Consider the following 16,310-nt stretch of genomic DNA (forward strand, 5'->3'; position numbering starts at 1 on the left):
GCTGGCCCAGCCCATGCTCGGCGGAGATCGAGCCGCGGTGGGCGTGCACGCTGTCATGCACGATCAGGTTGATGGCTTCCGAGTTGCCGAGGAAGGCATCGTGGCTTTCGCCAACGGGCGGCGACAAATGGGGCGACGTCTAGGACGAGCTGCATACGTGCTCGCGAAAAAGGCACATCCAAAGACATCAGTTACGCTCAATCAGAGGATTCGCCTGGTGGCCTCTCCACGTGGATTCCTTGGGCGTAAGAGTGATGGCGAACCCTGCGCCAAAACGATCTGGATCGGCATGCAGCGAACAACGTATGTCGCCTTCCTGATTCAGGCGCTGCGGAAGGGCTCATGAGTTCCGTATAACGAGATGCGTAAAAGGAAGGCAGTAATTGAGTGCTAGTGGGGTTCGCTTGGGCGGCCATACCTATGAAAATACAATAGTAAAACTGTAAAAAATAAATTTTAGCGATCTTAAATGATAATTAAATCACGAATCTTTATATTATCTGCACTACTAATTTCAGGAAACTCCTTATCGGCGGAAATTGACGCCAATACTGCCAGAACAATACTCAAAGACTATGGATTAGCCAGTTGCATATCCAGCCAGTTCAAAGAAGAGTCCGAGATAAAGTCTGATATAGGCATTGCTATAGGCGCCTACTCGAAGATGGGAAATTGTCAACATTTTATCATCCAAAACGAGGACACTCTCTCAGTTATATATGACCCCTACGCGGCAACCAAAAAATACATGCTTGATGCCTATCAAAATACGTCTTCGATCAGCAAATACACTCATAAAAAAATGGCATTTTATGGCTGCATAGAAATTTATAAATCCAACGAATTTGATATATTCATAAAATCTCAAGATCAGTACTTACCAAAGTAGTACTGCAATCGCCAATTAAACCGGCGTGAGTGTGATTTACGAACGCTCGTCCTGGATGGACCACTGAGAGTTAAGCCCATGCGGTTATACACATCCTTGACCGATCAAGGTGCCCCGGGCAGCGACCGAATTTGCTCAATTGGATCTCGGTGATGCGCGCCTGGACAAGCGAGCGAGGATATTGATGGTGCGATTGACGGCCGATCCTCTGGCCAGTGTACCGAAGGCGTGCCACGGCTGGGGCGAAACCATGGGAGCCTATCGCTTCTTTGGTAATGACAGCGTTGACTGGCGCGATGTTCTTGCGCCGCATTGGCAGCAGACCCAGCAGAGAATGCGAGATCAGCCGGTCGTGCGGTGTCTTCAGGACACGACGGAACTTGATTTCAACAGGCAAGGGGTGGTCAGTCTGGGGCCGTTGAGCTATGAAGCGCAGCGCGGCATGTATCTGCACCCAACCTACGCCGTCACGCCGCAACGCAAGCCACTTGGCGTGCTTGACGCATGGATGTGGGCACGCGAGAAGCGGGGCAAGCGCGGCGGGCCCAAGGAGAGCCTGCGTTGGATCGAAGGTTACGAGCACATCGCTGAAATGGCTGGGGGGCTGCCCGGCACACGCCTAGTCTACGTCGCCGACCGCGAAGCGGACTTAGTGGCGTCGATGCTTCGCGGCTCAAGAACTCGGCACGCCCGCAGACTGGCTCATGCTTGCTGCCCACAATCGCTGCTTGCCGGACGGCGAGAAGCAGTGGCAGCGCGCCGCCAGCGGCGAGCCCGTTGGCGAGATTGCCTTCACGAGGGGATCACGGCACGGCGTCAAGGCGCGCACCGTGCGCCAGCAACTGTGGATGCGGCGGGTTGATCTGCCGGTGGCCAAGGCAAGACCGTCGCGGCAACAAGCATCGTCGCGCGCGAGTTCGATGCGCCGGACGGCGTCAAGCCAGTCGAGTGGCGTCTGCTGACAAATCGTGTTGCGGCCGATCTGGACGATGCGATCGAACTGATCGACTGGTAGCCGCAGGAGCGATGGCGAGCCTGGCGTGAAGACGATTTGGCTCGGACTGAAAGAGGTTTATGTCGCTGCGAAGACCGTGCGCAGGTTACGAACTGCGGACGATGGGGATGGTTGTGTATAAGCGCATGCATCTATGCGGGATGACCCAGGTCGAGCTCATGCCATCAGCGTCCAAACTTGCAGTGCAAATGCCTGCTGATATGGGCGAGGGGCACTTCTACTACGCACACGTTACGCCGGAGCGCCCCAGGCCATGATGCTCACCACCGGCTTTGGCACTGGCGGCAAAGGAGGGACATTGCATTTCGGGCCCGTACAGACGCCCGTGCTGGCCCTCGTGGTGCGCCGTGAGCGGGCGATCCGCACCTTCGTGCCGAAGACCTACTATGAGCTGCAGGCGAGCTTCGAGCTCGCCGGCGTAGTGGTGCCGATGGCCTGGCGCCCGGCGTCGACGCTGCTCGACCCGGATGGCCACGTGGTGCAGGCGGCGACCGCCAAGTCCGTCGCGGACAAGGTTAGAGGTCAAATCGGTCGAGTCGATCATGTCGAGGCCGGGCCGGAGCGCGAAGCACCGCCCCGGCTATTCAGCCTCGCCAGCCTGCAGCGTGAGGCTTCTGCCCGCTATGGCATCAAAGCACAGACTGTCCTGGACGCCTGCCAGGCGCTGTACGAGAAACACAAAGCGACCACTTACCCACGCACGGACTGCGAGTACCTTCCAAGTTCCATGCTCGCAGAAACGGCTACGGTTCTGCAGGGCATCCGGGCCGCACGGCCTGACCTAGCCAGCCTGCTGGCTTGCGCCGATCCGAGCAGCACCTCACAAGCCTTCAATGACCGCAAGATCACCGCCCACCACGCAATCATCCCGTCTCTCAATCCTCGGGTTTCGGTCGACAATATGTCGAAATCCGAGCAGACGATCTACGACATGATCGTGCGGCGCTACCTGGCGCAGTTCCTCGGGGACTTTCATTTCCACAAGACGGTGATCGAGGTAGTCTGCGCCGGCGAGCGGTTTCGTGTTTCCGGCAAGACGCCACAAGTGCCAGGCTGGAAGCGCGCCTATCCCGAGAAACAGGACAGGCCGAATACCAAGGACGCTCCGCCGGCGGAGGATGTCGCAGCCCTCCCGCCAGCGCAAACGGGCGATGCCGCCCGCAACCTTAACTGCGACGCCGTCGCCAGGAAGACCAAGCCGCCCCGGCGTTACACCGAAGGCACCTTGATCGCCGCCATGGAATCGATCGACAAGGAGATCGAGGATGAACGGTTGCGCAAGATCATGCGCAACAAGGAGAAGGCAGGGATCGGTACCGACGCCACTCGTGCGGCCATCATCGAAAACCTGTTCAAGCGCGACTACCTGGCCACGGAGAAGAAACAGGTCTTGCCCACGCCACGAGGCGAGGCCTTGATCACGCTCATTGAGGCCAACGCACCGCAGTTGGCCGATCCGGTGCTCACAGCCGAGTGGGAAGACCGCCTGATGCAGGTGGAAGCAGGAACCCTGGCGCTTGAGGTCTTTGAGAGGGAGCTTAGCGCCTGGTTGTCCGAGCTCATCGCTCGCTTGAAGTCGGGCGCACGTAGGACGCCACAACGACCGGGCACGCCTCACGCCAGGCCGGACAGCACTGTGCCGTGCCCAACATGCGGTAAGCCCATGCGACAGCGCACCAGCTCCCGAGGACCCTTCTGGCGCTGCAGCGGCTTTCCAGCTTGCAACTACACCCAACCGGATGAAGGCGGCAAGCCGGGGGTGCGGCCAGCAGACGTGCAGGGAAAGACCGCTCGTCAGGACCTACCTGGGCCAGCCCGCCAGGCTGCAAAGCCCCCGCCAGCAACCGCGGCGGCGCCGGTGCCTGCCGTCGCCGGCTCGCCTTGCCCCAGCTGTGCCGGCGGCCGACTGATCGGCCGGGTCATGAAGGACTCCGGTCGCCGCTTCCTCGGATGTACCGGATTCCCGGCTTGCCGGCATTTCCAATGGCTGCCACAGCAGCAATCAATCCCACCATGACAAATCCGGATCGCCAGTTACGCGATGCGCAACGCCGTCGCGCAACGCACCGCTACCCGGATTTCGTCGCACGGCGCCTGCGCGAGTACTACGTGGACCGCTTGCAGAACGCATGGGGTGGATCGCATCCACTCCGCGACATGACACCCCCACCGGATGCCCTGCATTTTTCGAGCAACGACTATCTCAGCTTGCTAGACGAGTCCGCCTTGCGGCAACACCAAGCCCAAGTCTTGCTCAACAACAAGCGCGAGCTGCTCATGTCATCGGCCTTCCTGCATCGCGACTCGCCTCAGCACGCCTTCGAGCGCCGCCTTGCCCACTTCATCGGCGCCGAAGACGGTGTGATCTGCCAATCCGGCTGGGCGGCCAACGTTGGTTTGCTCCAATCCCTGGCAGCCCCCGACATCCCCGTGTATCTGGACATGCACGCGCACGCCTCGCTGCGCGAAGGCGCGCTAGCAGCTGGGGCTCGATTCGTTCCCTTCCTGCACAACAACGTTCAGCACGCGCGATCGCGAATTGCCAAACACGGTGCCGGAGTCATCGCCGTCGACTCGGTCTACAGCACCAGCGGCAGTGTTGCGCCGCTTCCAGCGCTAGTCGAGTTGGCCGAAGCAACGGGCTTGATCCTCGTGGTCGACGAATCCCACGCCCTCGGTACGCACGGCCCCGGCGGCCGCGGACTGGTTTGCGAACTGGGCCTCGCCGAACGAGTGCACTTCCGTACCGCATCGCTTGCGAAAGCCTTTGCCGGCAGGGCCGGCTTCATCTCGTGCTCGAGCGAGTTCAAAGAGTATTTCGCATGCGAGTCTCGGCCCGCCATCTTCAGTTCGGGCCTGCTTGCGCACGAGATCGCCTGGTTTGACGCCGTGTTGCCCTTCATTTCCACGGCGCATGGGCGGCGTGCGCGGCTTCACCAGATGGCCCGTTATGTCCGCCGTGAACTAACTCGCCTCGGATACGCGCTATCCGAAGGCACCGAGCAGATCATCGCGCTGGAGAGTGGCACCGAGCGCAATACGCTGCGACTACGCGACGGGCTGCAGCGCCGCGGGGTATTCGGCGCGGTCTTTTGTGCCCCGGCCACGCCAAAGCGCCACTCCCTGGTCCGGTTGACGCTAAACGCCGGACACACCGATCACGATATCGAGCGGCTCTTGCGGGCTTGCGCAGACTTGCGCAGTGAGGTGAACCCATAATGGAGCAGGACGCAACGCAGGCCGTCTCGATGACCGGGCGATGACGCATAGCGTCGCGCCGACGACGCTCACTCGCGTCCACTATGCGGCCTTGCGGGCCTGGCTACAGGGCTTGCCACTTGACGTCATCGCGGCCCGCTGGCTGGCAACGGACCCCGGCGACGTGCCCGGCCCTCGCGCAACATTGGTGATCAAAGTGGTAAATAGACCCTGGGAACCGCCCCCCGAGCCTCTCGCAGAAGCGTACGTGACACTCTCGCGTCATACGGCTCCCGTTATCCAGCCGGTTGCGCAATGACACGCCAGTGAGCGAACAGCATCGGGTTGGTACGGCGCATCCTGTCCAGCCAGGCAGCACTTCGTCGCTTGCGCCTGTGCAGACCCTTGTACTTCAGTTGGGCCCAACGCTCAAGAGCGCAGTCGGTGTGCTGGAAGGCGCGCTCGCAGCGGCGAGGAAGACCGAAGATGACGTCGGCATCGAGAATCTCGGTCGCTGGGACGATTTCGAGTGGGACAAGCTCTCGCGGCACTGCGGTGGGTACGCGGCGACGATTGGGACATGCCCGATACCTGGCCGGGCCGTTTCCCCGCAGCACGCGTCGAGCCCCATCGAACTGACGATCGCCAGATTGACCCGTTCGGCCGCACGCTCGAGAACATGCGAGCCTGACGAGGACGGCGATCCAACACCTGCGCGGCGACGCCGCTCGACTCGGCAGTTGAAATGATGTGGAGCGAGGTCGGAAACTCGTCGATAGCCTTGAAAAACTCAAGCTATCCACTGAGCGGATGGCGCCTGTCGGTTTCCGACCTCGCTTATTGGCCTGTGTGTAACGATCATCGATAAGCTGGGGTTCGAGTACCACTGATATCTCGTCAGAAGCGGGCTCGTCCGCGGTAGATCGCATTTGCAGCGACTATCGGTCGCCCCTCTATCAGTTCACTTTTTGCAACGGGCGGCATCTTGCTCAGCGCTGCCACCGCTAGGCTGGCTCAACGCTGGAGGCATCCCCTCGCTTCAGGGCTCAGCAGCTCGCGCCCGCCCGGCATTTTCCCTAGTCGCACTTTCACAAAAGCGGCGGTATCATCCGTGCGTGTTCATATATGGGCGTAACGTTCAAATATGAACATGTGAGTTTCGAGGTTGGCGAACCCGAGGCGCCGCAAGATACGCATTGGTCACTCAGGTGCGCTAGCAACAAATAAGTGAGAACTGCCGAACATTGGCACTGAGGGGAGTCGGAGATGAAGGTAAGAAGTCTTGCAGTCGGCATGCTAGCCGCGGCGCCGTTTGTCGCGGCGGCACAGTCAGTCACCCTCTATGGCGTGATGGACTCGGGTATTGAGTATCTAAACAATGTTGGCGCAGCGAAAAGCGATCTCGCACGTGTGCCTTCGCTGACAGGTACGGTACCTTCCCGCTGGGGTCTGCGCGGTACGGAGGATCTTGGTAGCGGCCTGAAGAGCGTATTCGTGCTGGAATCCGGCTTTGCCCCTGATGCTGGTGTATCCAATCAGGGCGGACGCCTGTTTGGTCGCCAGGCGTTCGTCGGGCTCAGCGGCCCGTGGGGCCAGTTAAGCTTTGGGCGCCAGTACACCATGCTGTTCTGGGCCCGACTCGACACCGACATCCTGGGCGCAAACATTTATGGCGCAGGTTCGATTGACAGCTATATCCCAAATACGCGTGCCGATAACGCCATCGCCTACAAGGGGACGTTCGGGGGACTCACAGTCGGTGGCACTTACAGCCTTGGTCGCGATACCGTAAATGCAGGTCCCAGCCCAGTCGGCACAAATTGCGCCGGCGAAAACCCAGCAGACAGCAAGGCGTGTACGGAATGGTCAGCCCTTCTGATGTATGAAACTAACTGGTGGGGTGTAAGTGCCGCCTACGACTTGCTGCGCGGCGGTCCGGGAGCATTTGCGGGCCTGACCAATAGCACGCTGAAAGATGGCAGGCTGGCGCTTGGTGGTTACATGCTGCTCTCGAAAGCCAAACTTGGCATAGGCCTGCTGCAACGAAACAATGAGGGCAGCAGCACGCCACGTAGCAACCTGTGGTTCGGTGGTGCGTCTTACGATGTCACGCCAACATTCAATCTGGCCGGGGAAGTCTTCTACCTAAAGTACCGTCATAGTGTCAGCAATGCCTGGCTTGGCGCGCTGCGCGGTACCTATAGTTTCTCAAAGCGTACATCTCTATACGCTACGGCCGGTTACATCGCCAACGGCGGCCAGTCCGCACTCTCCGTCAGCGGCGGAGCTGCTGGTAGTAACCCGGCAATCGGCGGGAACCAGCTCGGCGCGATGCTGGGTCTCAAACACAGCTTTTGAATGAGAATTTGAGATGCAAACCTGCAATGTTCGAGGCTTTTCTTTTTTGTGGAGTGAATTGATGAGACTAACTAAATTGGCGGCTACGCTAGCTGGCGTAGCATTCGTCATTTCTGCGGGCCTGAACTTCGCCGTGGGTCAAGCGGAGGCCGCTACGGCGGTGCCGGCAAGCTCCGCACCAACTGCGGCCCCGGACGAGGCGGACCACTTCCGCATAACGCTACTGGGCACAGGCACGCCCGTGCCATCCCCAGCGAGAGCCGGCTATAGCACCCTGGTGGAGGCCGGCGATCAGAAACTCGTCTTCGATTTTGGTCGTGATGCGGCTGTGCGCCTGTGGCAATTGCACATCCCACTTGGAAGGATCGACGCTCACTTTCTGACGCACTTTCACTCAGACCATCTGGTTGGCCTGCCCGACTTGTGGCTGACTGGCTGGCTGCGGCCGCCGTATGGCCGGCGTGACAAGCCAATGGAACTATATGGTCCCACAGGCACACGTGCACTGGCGGACGGCCTGCAGAAGGCTTTCGCGACGGATATCGCTACCCGCCACAAGGACGAAGGGAGCTCACTAGTAGGAGTGGAGATCAACGCCCATGATGTAACACCAGGTGTTGTCTATGAAAAGAATGGCGTACGCGTTACCGCGTTCGACAATGATCATGGCAAGAACATTAAGCCATCATTCGGCTATCGGATTGAATATCGTGGCCATGTAGCTGTGTTGTCCGGCGATACGCGCTTCAGCGCCGCTGTCGCCGACCAGGCGAGGGGCGTCGATGTGCTCGTGCACTGCGTCACATTGATTCCAGACGCATTGCTCGCATCGAACCCTGCGTATCGAGCCATCTATGATCACCTCTCCTCTCCTGAGGATGCGGCGCGCGTATTCCAAATGGCGCAGCCCAAGCTGGCGGTATTCAGTCACATTGGATTGAACGGCGACGCTTCTCTGAGCGAAATCGTGGACCGCGTGCGCAAGACATACGCCGGCCCGTTCGTTGTCGGTGAGGATCTGACCCGCATTGATATCGGACTGGACAGTAACGGCCAGAAGGGCGGTATTGCCGTGTGGCAGGAATAGCAATGGTAGCCTCTATCGGTCAGGTTGCCACAGGGAAGCGGTGATCGCGCCCAGTAGGATTGACGTCGCCAGGCATGGCACTTCGCCCCGGCGGACCGGTAGATTGCCAACCACACTGGAGCGCGGCTTACGCGCGTTCCTGTGCTTCAACGCCAATGCGCAAGGCATGAAAATGGCGAGTTTGCCACGACTTCATACGCCTCAGCTAGCAGAGGCGGCCCCTTCCAGTTGCTTGCCGGCTAGGTTCCTGAGATGGCGCCGCAGGTAGACTACGCCCATGTCATGCTGTTAAAGGTGCTCGCGCCGGTTCGCATCAGGCTCCATGTTTTCCACAGCTACGCGGTGTTGCTCCAGCACTTGCCAATGGCGCTCACTAGCCGGTCCTTGTACAGGAAACGGTAGGCATCGCGCTGCCAACCGGAGAGCTTGCGGCAGCGCCAGTGGAAGACACCCGCAGCCCGGTCAATGATCAGCGTGTGGCTGCCGACGATGGTGAACTTGCCGCCAGGCCCGCCGGACTGGGGATAGAGGATCTCGAGCTGCGTCAGGTGGATGCCGGTGTCGATCCACTCTTTCCAGTCGGAGTTGACGTCGCGCTGTCCTTTCTTCTCGAAGATAAACCCGGTGTCGTTGTCCGGGATCTGATATTCGGCACTGATTTCACCTTCGGACATTGAGTACGATAGCTTGTGCAGCTAGACGCCATTTTGGAGCTATGAGCCGCTTCCGATATCGAATTCGGAAGTGTCCGTATTTCCGAACTCCTCCGTATCGAGACCTTGACCATCGCCCAGCAACACGCCGCGCAGCAACTCTCCGAACTTTCTGCTGGCCTGTTGGAGATCAGGCAGTACCGGCAATGACCAGGTAACCCGACCGGCGGCGTTCCCGCAACGGCTGGCCAACCGAACCTAGCCTAAACACAAGCCGTTGATTTCGCTGGAATTCGGTCCGGCCCAATCTTGAACCGACCAATTTTGCATTCCGAATCCTCATGCTGATAAGAATAGTTATCGGCATGGACATGGGTGGCAAGAAAAGGCGCCCGGGTGCGGGGGGTGCCGGTGTCTGGGCTCCGTGCTGTCCGTCCCTACCCCTTGCGCCGCGCCTCGACGATGACGGCGCGGGTCTGCATATCCATGTCGACGGCCTTGTCGAACGGCAAGTCTGCGAGGTCTTAGCGCATCTGCCGTTCACATTCTTCCGCGCGTGCGAGACGCGTTGCCGCTTACTGCCGGGCGGCCAGTTCGGCCGCGCGCTGTGCCTCTGCGAGCCAAAACGCGTCAACGCGGATCATCACAGCCGGTCCCTGGGCGGTCCGGCGTATTGCTGCGCCGCGCGGTGGCCGAGGCGTCCGTGTGCTCCGCATGCCGCTTATACCCCCAAGGAGCGGTAACGATGCAACAAAAGCATCACATTTTACCGCGATGATCGCATTTCCCGAATAGCGCGAGTCCCTTGTCAACTCGACCCGTTCTTCTGCATGTGTCCTGCGGCGCCGCTGTGGGTCCGACGATTTCTTTGAAGTGCGGAACACGGGGATCTATCTGGGCGACGCCCGTATATATGCTCAGACGTTCGCCTAGCAGCCGCATAAGAACTCGAGGGGTCGACCGGATAGGGCTGTATGAATCTTCCGTGACAATCATCAATCCCCCTCGACGAATTACGTCTTTCAACCAACATCTTTGCCTTCTTCAGACCCACCTTGCACGGATCGGAGCAGGAGTCCAGAAGTCATAAATCAGGAATTCGCGACATGCCGATGCGGGAGATACATTGAATACAGATCGACAGTCTTCGCTGGTTTCGGCCAAGGATCCCTTTGCGGCCGGGCGCGGAGATTCCACACCTGCGATTCATCCGGCGCTAGTCGCACTGTGCACCCTCTCTCGCATCCATCAGGTTGCAGCCGATGCTTCCTTGCTGGCTCATCAACTAGGCCTTGCTCCGTCAGACGCTGTCGATACAGCGACCGTACTGCGCGCGGCCAAGCACCTTGGCCTCAAAGCCAAATCCTCGCGCTCCACACTCGACAGGCTGAGCCTGACGCCCTTGCCGGCACTGGCTGTGCTCCGTGGCGAAGACGGCGCAGAGCGCTTCGTGATCCTTGCGCAGTGCGATGCCCAGCGTGTTCTTCTGCAAGACCCCACCGCCGAAACGTCGCGTCCAGTCATCGAACCCAAGGAAGCCTTCGCTGCGCGCTGGACCGGCGAGCTCATCCTCATCACCAGCCGCGCCAGCCTCGCGGGCGAACTTGCCAAGTTCGACTTCTCCTGGTTCATCCCCAGCCTCGTCAAGCACAGGAAGCTGCTGGGCGAAGTGCTCTTCATCTCCTTCATCCTCCAACTCTTCGCGCTGGTCAGTCCCCTCTTCTTCCAGGTCGTTATGGATAAGGTGCTGGTTCATCGCGGCGTCACCACGCTGGACGTGCTCGTCATCGGCTTGCTGGTCGTCGTCGTCTTCGAATCCCTGCTTAACGGCCTACGCAGCTACATTTTCAGCCACACCACCAACCGCATCGACGTTGAGCTTGGCGCACGGCTGTTCCGTCATCTGGTCCAATTGCCACTCGCCTACTTCCAGGCGAGGCGCGTTGGCGATTCGGTCGCCCGCGTACGTGAACTCGAGAACATCCGCAGCTTCCTCACCGGGAACGCGCTGACGGTGCTGCTCGACGTCGCATTCTCGATCGTCTTCGTCACTGTCATGCTGTTCTACAGCGCGCCCTTGACGCTGATCGTACTCGCGAGCATGCCGCTGTATTTCGGACTCAGCCTGGCAGTGGTGCCCATCCTGCGCAGGCGCCTGGACGAGAAATTCGCACGCGGCGCTGAGAACCAGGCCATGCTGGTGGAGACCGTTAGCGCCATCCAGACGGTCAAGGCCACTGCGCTGGAGCCTGTCTTCGGATGCCGCTGGGACAACCAACTGGCCGCCTACGTCTCCGCTAGCTTCAGAACCCAGAACCTTGCGAGTTGGGCGCACGAAGGCGTCAACCTCATCGGAAAGCTCGTGAATGCCGTCACCCTCTGGTACGGCGCGCACCTGGTGATGAACAACGAGCTCACGGTCGGCCAGTTCGTCGCCTTCAATATGTTCGCGCAGCGCGTGTCACAGCCCATCATGCGCATGGCCCAGCTGTGGACCGACTTCCAGCAGACCGGCATTTCCATGGCTCGGCTCGGTGATATCCTCAACACCCGCACGGAAGTCCCACCGAGCGCAGCCGCCCAACTGCCGGCACTCAAGGGGCGCGTAACGCTGGACAACCTGACCTTCCGATACCGACCTGAGGCAACGCCAGTGCTTAACGGTGTCAGCCTGGATGTGCGTCCCGGCGAAGTCATTGGTATCGTTGGACGCTCGGGCTCCGGCAAAAGCACGCTGACCAAGCTGATCCAGCGCCTCTATTCCCCCGAGCAGGGACGCCTGCTGGTCGACGGCATCGATATCAGCCTGATCGACGCAGCCCAGCTCAGAAGACAGGTCGGGGTCGTGCTTCAGGAGAACCTGCTATTCAACCGCAGCGTACGCGAGAACATCGCGATCGTCGACCCGGCCGCGCCGTTCCAAGGCGTCATCCATGCAGCCCAGTTGGCGGGTGCGCATGAATTCATCAGCGAGCTGCCCGAGGGCTACGACACCATCGTCGGCGAACAAGGAGCGAGTCTCTCGGGCGGACAGCGCCAACGCATCGCCATTGCCCGTGCACTCTTCTCTCATCCGCGCATCCTGATCTTCGACGAGGCCACCAGTGCGCTCGACTACGAGAGTGAGGCCATCGTGCAGCGCAACATGACGCATATATGCAAGGGACGCACGGTTTTCATCATTGCCCACCGACTTAGCGCAGTGCGGCATGCCAACCGCATCATTGTGATGGACAAGGGACGGATCGTCGAAGGTGGCACCCATGAGGCCCTGATCAACCGGCCCAATGGCATATATGCGCACCTGTGGGCGATACAGGACGGCGGCCATCCGACCGAAGGCAGGGACGTTGGGGTGGCAGACAGAGGGGCTACGGCATGAACACGAACTCCTCGGACGTCTCAACTAGCACACCCACAGCCAACTCGCCGAGCGTGCGTCACCCTGTTCTCGAACTCTTCGCCCGTTATCGCGCCATTTTCAACGTAGCCTGGCAGCACCGCCATGAGTTGGCAGGGCCAAGACGCCTGGCCGATGAAGCGGCCTTCCTGCCTGCGGCCCTGAGTCTTCAGGACACACCCGTGCATCCGGCGCCCCGGCGCCTGGCCTATGCGCTGATCGTTCTGTTTCTCATCGCGCTGACATGGTCCATTTTCGGACAGATCGACATTGTCGCGGCGGCGCCCGGCAAGATCATCGTGAGTGAGCGCACCAAGACCATCCAGCCGTTGGAGGTGAGCGTGGTCAAGCGCGTATTGGTGAGGGACGGAGATCACGTCGAGGCCGGGCAGGCATTGGTCGAGCTTGACCCCACCAGCGCCCAGGCCGACAGGACCAGCATCGACGAGCAGCTGAAGTCGATGCAATCGGAAGTGCTCCGCACCCGCGCTCTGCTGCAGGCGCTCAATGTGTTGGGCACTTCCCGCGCGCCTGAACTCGGTAAAGCGATTCCGCCCGACTGGACGGATGTCGACGCGAGTGCCTCACAAGCCCAGCTGAGCGATGAATGGAGCGATATCACGGCCAAGCTCGCCAAGGCGGCCGCCGAGATCAATCGCCGCCAGGCCGAGATCGCCACGGTGCGCGAGATGGTTGCCAAACTTGAGACGACGGTTCCCATTGCGAAACAAAGAGAAGCCGATTTCCATCAACTGGCGAACCAGGGATTCATCTCGCATCACGCGAACCAAGATCGCACGAGGGAACGTATTGAGCTGGAACGCGATTTGGCGACACAACGCGCAAGGCTAGCTGAAGCCAACGCCACCTTGAGAGAGAGCGAAAACACCCGAGCAGCCTTCATCGCCGAGACCAAGCACAGCCTCAGAACGCGGGAAGCCGCGGCGGAACTCAAGCGGCAGCAAGGCACACAGGATTTGGCCAAGGCTGGTCAGCGCGAGCGGCTGACGACGTTGACCGCACCCGTGGCCGGCACGGTGCAGCAATTGTCCATGCATACGGAAGGCGGCGTGGTCACGGAGGCGCAACCCATCATGGTGATCGTGCCCAATGGGGCCCAAGTGACGGCCGAGGTAATGCTGGAGAACAAGGATATTGGCTTCGTCAATACCAACCAGGAAGCCACGATCAAGCTGGAGACCTTCCCGTACACGCGCTACGGCACGGTCAGCGCCATGGTCAAGACGGTGACCGCGGATGCGGTCACCGACGAGAAGCGCGGGGCGATTTTCCCGGTAACGCTCAGCATGGGCACCACGACCATTGATGTGGATGGCCGGCAGATCAGACTGTCCCCGGGGATGAATCTCACGGCGGAGATCAAAACTGGTAAGCGGCGAATCATCGAATTCCTGCTCAGCCCGGTACAGAGAGCGACCAGCGAGAGTTTGAGAGAGCGATGAAGCGCTCGAGCATGAGATGGTCATTGAAAACAGAGTGATCTATGTACGGTACGGATATCGAGGCGCCGCTGTACTTGCCGTGCAATCGGTGTTCCAAGCCCACATTCATCGTCGAAGAATCGCCGCAGAAGGCTTGAACTGAAAGATAAATTGAGATGAAACAAATCTGTCTTGCTGGCAAGCGCATCGCCCTGGCGGCGGTGATGCTGACGCTAGCTTCATGTACTGCCTCACGGACGGCGATGGTTGCTCGCGGTGAGGTCGCGACAACACCACCGCCAAGTGCGGGTATGCCCGCCCCACCCGTTGCCGCCGCGCAGGCGCCTCATTTGCCGATGCCGCCCACGCGACTGGTCGCGCGGCCCGAAGGCACGCCGCTGCCGCCGCGCGATCCGAGCATTGCCCACGGATGGCCGTCCGATCTCAAGCAGCTGATCGACAACATGATCGCGCTCTACCCTAAGGACCCGTACGACAAAGCTCCAAATGTCGAGGAGGTTGAGCAGAAGATGGGAATCACGCTGACGGAGCGACCGCTGGAGCCTGGAGAACGCTCCTTTTTGAGCAGACGTTACGTGGTCAGCGGGACGCGCTACGTGGACCCCACCACACCAGAGTTGTTCCGAGCCTTCTACTGGATCAGCAAAGGAGACAACTCGCTCGCGCAGAAGACTCAGACCCTTCAACTTGAGGTCGCTCCCAAACAGAGCGGGTTCTGCCTGAACCCCTATGAACTGGCTGTCTACACCGGTTGGAGTTTCGAAAACTTCGACACTTCGCCGCATGCGAACGTGCGTTACTGGCCGCCCGCCTATGTCTGGGGGATGTTCTCGTGGAGCAATATCGGTCGGTATGGCGGCCCAGGTTATAGCGTCGTCGTCGGAATCGAAAAGGATGTCGAAACTCTCAGAATTGTTCGCATTGGTTGTGTTCAATCTATTACCGTCACTGGTCGCTACCCCAAGGAGTATTGAGTCATGACTGTTATCGATAAGAGCGTGTTTTCCGCACTGACGACGGAGGTGGATCCATCTCTCATCGACCAGGGTGTTTAACTCAAATAGACATTGAAATGAAGCAGATTCCTATTGTCAGCAAGCGCATTGCCCTGGCAGGGGTGATTGCGATGCTGACTACGTGTACTGCGTCGCTGGCGGCGCCTGTTGCACGCGACGATGCGGAGGCAACACCTTCGCCAAGTGCGGCAATGCCTGCCTCGGCCGCTGCTGCACCGGCGCCCCCTTTGCCGATGCCGCCCACGCGACTGGTCGCGCAGCCCGAAGGCACGCCGCTGCCGCCGCGCGATCTGAGCATTGCCGATGGATGGCCGTCCGATCTGAAGCAACTGATCGACAGCATGATCACGCTCTTTCCCAAGAACCTGGAAGATCGGGCTCCGAATGTCGAAGAGGTCAAGCAGAGGATGGGAATTACGCTCACCGAACGGGAGCTGGATGCGATGGACCGGCGGACCTGGAGAAAATGGTATGAGGTTAGCGGCACGCGCTACGCCGATCCATCGACGTGGGAGGTTTTTCGGGCCTTCTATTCGATCAGCAGCTATCAGAACTCTCGCGGGGAGAGGTCTCAAACGCTACAACTAGAGATTGCCCCCAAGCAAAGCGGATTCTGCCTGAACCCCTACGAACTGGCTGTCTACACCGGTTGGAGTTTCGAAAACTTCGACAGTTCGCCGCATGCGAACGTGCGTTACTGGCCGCCCGCCTATGTTTGGGGGATGTTCTCGTGGAGCAACACGGGTCGATATGGCGGCCCAGGTTATAGCATCGTCGTCAGCATTCTTGAGGACGTGAGTACCCAAAAGATTGTTGGAGTCGGCTGTGTCCATTCCATCACCGTCACCGGTCGCTATCCCAAGGAGTAATGAGTCATGACTGTTATCGATAAGAGCGTGTTTTCCGGACTGACGGGGGCTGATCCAGCTGTCATCAACCAGGCCCTTCAGATCCTGAACGATCCCCGGTTGACGCTCGCAGAGCCGCTACGACAAGCGCTTGCACAGCGAGAAATCGTCGTCCGGTGGCCTAAAGATGAGGATGCGATCAAGCCGAGTGACCACGCAATTTTCATTGATCCTAAAACAATCTCGGGAGTTACGACTCCCGGTCAGATCGTGCTCAAGCCGCCATACCTTCAATCGGACGGTCCACTTAGAAGCTGTTGCGAAATTAGTTCATGCAGGGTTTTAGCCTGCTCCAACAAATCAATGAACAGGCAAGTGACAGA

At 59.6% G+C, this 16,310-nt stretch carries 11 protein-coding genes and 2 pseudogenes; 12 read left to right on the forward strand and 1 reads right to left on the reverse strand.

The annotated features are described in order from the left end of the window. The first annotated feature begins 127 nt into the window (after positions 1 to 127). From AC07XB_RS38205 to AC07XB_RS38235, 7 genes and pseudogenes are all read left to right on the forward strand, one after another. Positions 128 to 346, forward strand: a complete 219-nt coding sequence (locus AC07XB_RS38205) for an IS4 family transposase (protein ID WP_492832991.1) — start codon at positions 128 to 130, stop codon at positions 344 to 346. 123 nt (positions 347 to 469) lie between these two features. Then, positions 470 to 889, forward strand: coding sequence for a T6SS amidase immunity protein Tai4 family protein (locus AC07XB_RS38210; RefSeq protein WP_492832973.1), 420 nt, complete (start codon positions 470 to 472; stop codon positions 887 to 889). A gap of 103 nt (positions 890 to 992) precedes the next feature. Beyond that, positions 993 to 1,901, forward strand: a pseudogene (locus tag AC07XB_RS38215) (IS4 family transposase); the annotation flags it as partial. Positions 1,902 to 2,157: 256 nt separating this feature from the next. Then, the gene (locus AC07XB_RS38220; protein WP_492832975.1) at positions 2,158 to 3,921 is read left to right on the forward strand and encodes a DNA topoisomerase; all 1,764 of its coding nucleotides are present in this window, start codon (positions 2,158 to 2,160) and stop codon (positions 3,919 to 3,921) included. Continuing rightward, entirely contained in the window at positions 3,918 to 5,123 is a 1,206-nt protein-coding gene (cqsA, locus tag AC07XB_RS38225) for an alpha-hydroxyketone-type quorum-sensing autoinducer synthase (RefSeq protein ID WP_493688195.1), read from the forward strand. The genes AC07XB_RS38220 and cqsA overlap by 4 nt, the downstream gene beginning before the upstream one ends. A 1,245-nt stretch (positions 5,124 to 6,368) precedes the next feature. Beyond that, a complete protein-coding gene (locus AC07XB_RS38230; protein ID WP_492832979.1) occupies positions 6,369 to 7,460 on the forward strand; it encodes a porin in 1,092 nt (363 codons plus the stop codon). Between the two features lie 13 nt (positions 7,461 to 7,473). Next, on the forward strand, positions 7,474 to 8,547 hold the full coding sequence (locus tag AC07XB_RS38235) for an MBL fold metallo-hydrolase (RefSeq protein ID WP_492832981.1): 1,074 nt from the start codon (positions 7,474 to 7,476) through the stop codon (positions 8,545 to 8,547). Between the two features lie 201 nt (positions 8,548 to 8,748). Here the strand turns inward: AC07XB_RS38235 and AC07XB_RS38240 are convergent. Beyond that, a pseudogene (locus AC07XB_RS38240) lies at positions 8,749 to 9,242 on the reverse strand (3-phenylpropionate dioxygenase); the annotation flags it as partial. 1,162 nt (positions 9,243 to 10,404) lie between these two features. Here AC07XB_RS38240 and AC07XB_RS38245 point away from each other — a divergent pair. The 5 genes from AC07XB_RS38245 to AC07XB_RS38265 all read left to right on the forward strand — a co-directional run. Then, entirely contained in the window at positions 10,405 to 12,582 is a 2,178-nt protein-coding gene (locus AC07XB_RS38245; protein ID WP_492832993.1) for a type I secretion system permease/ATPase, read from the forward strand. After that, complete coding sequence (locus AC07XB_RS38250; protein WP_492832983.1) at positions 12,579 to 14,063, forward strand: HlyD family type I secretion periplasmic adaptor subunit; 1,485 nt, start codon at positions 12,579 to 12,581, stop codon at positions 14,061 to 14,063. Before AC07XB_RS38245 ends, AC07XB_RS38250 begins: the two co-directional genes overlap by 4 nt. Before the next feature lie 155 nt (positions 14,064 to 14,218). Further along, positions 14,219 to 15,037 (forward strand): hypothetical protein, encoded by an 819-nt coding sequence (locus AC07XB_RS38255; RefSeq protein ID WP_492832985.1) that lies wholly within the window; start codon positions 14,219 to 14,221, stop codon positions 15,035 to 15,037. A 98-nt stretch (positions 15,038 to 15,135) separates the two neighbouring features. Continuing rightward, positions 15,136 to 15,948, forward strand: coding sequence for a hypothetical protein (locus AC07XB_RS38260; RefSeq protein ID WP_492832987.1), 813 nt, complete (start codon positions 15,136 to 15,138; stop codon positions 15,946 to 15,948). Between the two features lie 6 nt (positions 15,949 to 15,954). After that, positions 15,955 to 16,310 (forward strand): hypothetical protein (locus AC07XB_RS38265; protein ID WP_492832989.1); only part of this gene is annotated, 356 nt, incomplete at its 3' end.

Source organism: Cupriavidus sp. GW821-FHT02F09, from assembly GCF_059421605.1.

Coding starts and splice junctions, on each gene's coding strand:
- AC07XB_RS38205 (WP_492832991.1), top strand. CDS start 128: ATGGGGCGACGTCTAGGACGAGCTGCATACGTGCTCGCGAAAAAGGCA.
- AC07XB_RS38210 (WP_492832973.1), top strand. CDS start 470: ATGATAATTAAATCACGAATCTTTATATTATCTGCACTACTAATTTCA.
- AC07XB_RS38220 (WP_492832975.1), top strand. CDS start 2,158: ATGATGCTCACCACCGGCTTTGGCACTGGCGGCAAAGGAGGGACATTG.
- cqsA (WP_493688195.1), top strand. CDS start 3,918: ATGACAAATCCGGATCGCCAGTTACGCGATGCGCAACGCCGTCGCGCA.
- AC07XB_RS38230 (WP_492832979.1), top strand. CDS start 6,369: ATGAAGGTAAGAAGTCTTGCAGTCGGCATGCTAGCCGCGGCGCCGTTT.
- AC07XB_RS38235 (WP_492832981.1), top strand. CDS start 7,474: ATGCAAACCTGCAATGTTCGAGGCTTTTCTTTTTTGTGGAGTGAATTG.
- AC07XB_RS38250 (WP_492832983.1), top strand. CDS start 12,579: ATGAACACGAACTCCTCGGACGTCTCAACTAGCACACCCACAGCCAAC.
- AC07XB_RS38255 (WP_492832985.1), top strand. CDS start 14,219: ATGAAACAAATCTGTCTTGCTGGCAAGCGCATCGCCCTGGCGGCGGTG.
- AC07XB_RS38260 (WP_492832987.1), top strand. CDS start 15,136: ATGAAGCAGATTCCTATTGTCAGCAAGCGCATTGCCCTGGCAGGGGTG.